The sequence below is a fragment of the Streptomyces sp. genome, from assembly GCF_035563135.1.
Taxonomy (GTDB): Bacteria; Actinomycetota; Actinomycetes; order Streptomycetales; family Streptomycetaceae; genus Streptomyces.
Window position 1 is genome coordinate 1 of sequence record NZ_DATMVN010000762.1, and the last position, 3,160, is coordinate 3,160.

The following is a 3,160-nucleotide window of genomic DNA, read 5'->3' on the forward strand; positions in this document are numbered from 1 at the left end:
GCCGAGGACCGAGGTGGCGGCCACTGCCGCCGCTGTTGCCGGGCGCACGGCACCAGTGTCCTGGGCGGCGGCGCCCAGGGCCAGTAGGCGTCGGCCGTACGGTGTGGCGCCGGGCTCAGCCGGGCTGGCCGTAGCCCTCCAGGGCGTCCTGCACCTCGCGCAGCTGGGCCGGGGTGAGGAGGGACGGCCGGTGGCCGGGCACCGAGCTCGCGGTGAGCCAGAGCCTGCACATCCATTCGAGCTGGGCGGTGCGGTCGTAGGCCTCGTCGAGGGTGCTCCCGTAGGTGACCGTGCCGTGGTTCCGCAGCAGGCAGCCGGTGCGGCCGCGCAGGGCGGTCAGCATGTTGGCGGCGAGTTCCCGGGTCCCGTAGCGCGCGTAGGCGGCGGTGCGGACGGGACCGCCGAGCAGGGCGGCGGCGTAGTGGACGAGCGGTACCTCGGTGACGAGGGTGGAGACGGCGGTGGCGTGCACGGCGTGGGTGTGGACGACGGCCGCGGCGTCGCTGTCGCGGTAGACGGCCAGGTGGAGCGGGAGCTCGCTGGTGGGGGCCAGCTCGCCGAGGACCTGACGCCCTTCGAGGTCGACACCGACCGCGTCCCCGGGACCCAGCCGGTCGTAGGGCACCCCGCTGGGGGTGACCAGGACCGTTGTGCCGACCCGGGCCGACACGTTGCCCGAGGTGCCGACCACCAGGCCCTCCGCCGCCGTCCTCCGGGCCGTCGCCACGACAGCGGCCCACGCCTGTCCGATCGCGTCCTCGTCCACGTCACTCATGCGGTGATCCTAGGGTCACGTGACGGAGGTCTCTTTGGAGGGACACCTCGGGCAGGACGCCGGTTGACGGCCGCGGGGCCGGTTCCGGGCAGAGGCCGGGCGGGGACCGGGTCCCGCACCGGTCCGAGGACGTCCGGCGCCCCCTCCACACCCACAAGCGGAACCGGCACACGCGGTTGGGGTCACCACGATGCCCTGCCCAGTTCATCTTCCGTTCATCCAGGTTGCTTACGTTCCACGTGCCAATGACGTCGAACGATTGCCTGGGTAAATGGAACACATCACGCTGCTGCTCGCGATCGTGATCGTGACAGCTCTCGTGTTCGATTTCACGAACGGTTTCCACGACACCGCCAACGCGATGGCCACCACCATCTCGACCGGCGCTCTCAAGCCCAAGACAGCGGTGGCCATGTCCGCCGTTCTGAACCTCGTCGGCGCGTTCCTGTCGGTGGAGGTCGCCAGGACGATCTCCGGCGGGATCGTCGATGAGGACGGCCTCAGAACCGAGGTCATCTTCGCCGCGCTCGTCGGCGCCATCCTGTGGAATCTGCTGACCTGGCTGGTCGGCCTGCCCTCCAGCTCCTCCCACGCACTCTTCGGCGGCCTCATCGGCGCCGCGGTCATGTCGGCCGGGTGGTCCTCGATCAACGGCGGCACCGTCGTCACCAAGGTCCTGCTGCCCGCGATCGCCGCGCCGCTCGTCGCCGGTGTCGCCGCGCTGCTGGCCACGAAGCTGACGTACCGCCTGAACCGGAAGATCACGGACCCGGCGCAGCTGAAGTCGACCGCCAAGGGCTACCGCGCCGGCCAGATCGCCTCGGCCGGTCTCGTCTCGCTCGCCCACGGCACCAACGACGCGCAGAAGACCATGGGCATCATCACCCTGGCCCTGGTCACCGGCGGCGTCCTCGCCCCCGGCTCCAACCCGCCGGTCTGGGTCATCGCCTCCGCCGGTGTCGCCATCGCGCTGGGCACCTACCTCGGCGGCTGGCGCATCATCCGCACCATGGGCAGCGGCCTCACCGACCTCCGCCCGCCGCAGGGCTTCGCGGCCCAGACGAGTGCGGCCACGGTCATCCTGGCCTCCTCGCACCTCGGCTTCTCGCTCTCCACCACGCAGTCCTGCTCCGGCGCCGTCATGGGCGCGGGTCTCGGACGCAAGGGCGGCACGGTCCGCTGGTCCACCGCCACCCGGATGTTCGTCGCGTGGGGCCTGACCCTGCCGGCCGCCGGCCTGATCGGTGCGGGCGCCGAGTTCCTGACGAAGCAGGGCCCCTGGGGCGTCGCGGTGGTCGCCGTGATCCTCGTCGCGGGTTCCGCCGCCATCTGGCTGCTGTCGCGCCGCAAGCCGGTCGACCACACCAACGTGAACGCGGGTAACGAGCCCGCGGGCATCGTCACCACCGCCATCTCGGCGGTCAGCCCGCCGCCCGCCGGCACCCTCCCGGCGGACCTCAAGACCACCATCCCGGCTCCGGCTCCGACGGCCGGAACCCCGGCCGACCCGGCCACGGTGTAAGGACAGATCCGCATGAACATCGACTGGGCAGCTCTCGCATCCGTCTTCGGCGTCAGCCTCGTGGTCACCGTCGCACTGGTCGGCCTCTTCACCCTCGGCATCACCGGCCTGGCCAGGCAGGTCCCCACCGCGCAGGGGACCGGCGGTGCCGGCGCCCTGGTGCGCACCGGCGCGTACGTCTGCTTCGGGCTGTGCGCGGCGGCGGTCACGTACGGGATCTATCTGATCGTCGCCTGACACCGCGCGGGCACCGCGCCGGGCCGGACACACCTCGTGTGTCCGGCCCGGTGTGCGTCTGAGCACACTGAAGCCCCGCAGGTCAGCGGCAGGTTGACGGGCGTTCGCGGGGCATGGTGGACTGCCGGAGCCATTTACGGCGACAGGAGAGGAAGCCGGTGCGAATCCGGCGCGGTCCCGCCACTGTCACCGGGGAGCAGCCTCCGTACGGAAGTCACGGTCCGCCACCGCGGACTGGAAGGCCGGAGGGACTGCGGATCCGGGAGCCAGGAGACTCTCGTCGCCGGTCACGTCGAACCAGGGCGCGGACCCTGAGTGAGGACATACGCCATGTCTGGCTGCTCTGTACCGGTCGCTGCACCACCTGCCCCGAAGGCCCGTCGAGGCGCGACGGCCGGCTGAGCGGTGCGAGCCGACCGCATCTTCGCGTACGGCGCCACCGCCGGCCTGATCGGCGACCTGCTGCTCGGTGATCCCCGGCGGGGTCATCCCGTCGCCGCCTTCGGGCGTGCCGCGGCGGGCGCCGAGAGCCGGCTGTGGCGTGATCACCGCGGCTGGGGCGCCCTGCACACGCTCGTCTGCGCCGGTGGTGCCACGGGCGCCGCCGCGCTGGCCGCCCGTGCCGT

The 3,160-nt window shown here is 72.1% G+C and carries 3 protein-coding genes, 1 pseudogene and 1 riboswitch; of the genes and pseudogenes, 3 read left to right on the forward strand and 1 reads right to left on the reverse strand.

The genetic code is table 11. The annotated features are described in order from the left end of the window. Positions 1-115 precede the first annotated feature (115 nt). The gene (locus VN520_RS34010; protein WP_325750803.1) at positions 116-775 is read right to left on the reverse strand and encodes a class II aldolase/adducin family protein; all 660 of its coding nucleotides are present in this window, start codon (positions 773-775) and stop codon (positions 116-118) included. 271 nt (positions 776-1,046) lie between these two features. Between VN520_RS34010 and VN520_RS34015 the strand changes: the two genes are divergently transcribed. From VN520_RS34015 to VN520_RS34025, 3 genes and pseudogenes are all read left to right on the forward strand, one after another. Next, positions 1,047-2,297, forward strand: coding sequence for an inorganic phosphate transporter (locus VN520_RS34015; RefSeq protein ID WP_325750804.1), 1,251 nt, complete (start codon positions 1,047-1,049; stop codon positions 2,295-2,297). A gap of 12 nt (positions 2,298-2,309) precedes the next feature. Then, entirely contained in the window at positions 2,310-2,534 is a 225-nt protein-coding gene (locus VN520_RS34020; protein WP_325750805.1) for a hypothetical protein, read from the forward strand. 148 nt (positions 2,535-2,682) lie between these two features. Beyond that, positions 2,683-2,811, forward strand: a riboswitch (cobalamin riboswitch). A gap of 128 nt (positions 2,812-2,939) precedes the next feature. Beyond that, a pseudogene (locus VN520_RS34025) lies at positions 2,940-3,160 on the forward strand (cobalamin biosynthesis protein); the annotation flags it as partial.

What these genes read in the sequence shown, in the direction of transcription:
- VN520_RS34010 (WP_325750803.1), bottom strand. Translation starts at nt 775, where the DNA reads ATGAGTGACGTGGACGAGGACGCGATCGGACAGGCGTGGGCCGCTGTC.
- VN520_RS34015 (WP_325750804.1), top strand. Translation starts at nt 1,047, where the DNA reads ATGGAACACATCACGCTGCTGCTCGCGATCGTGATCGTGACAGCTCTC.
- VN520_RS34020 (WP_325750805.1), top strand. Translation starts at nt 2,310, where the DNA reads ATGAACATCGACTGGGCAGCTCTCGCATCCGTCTTCGGCGTCAGCCTC.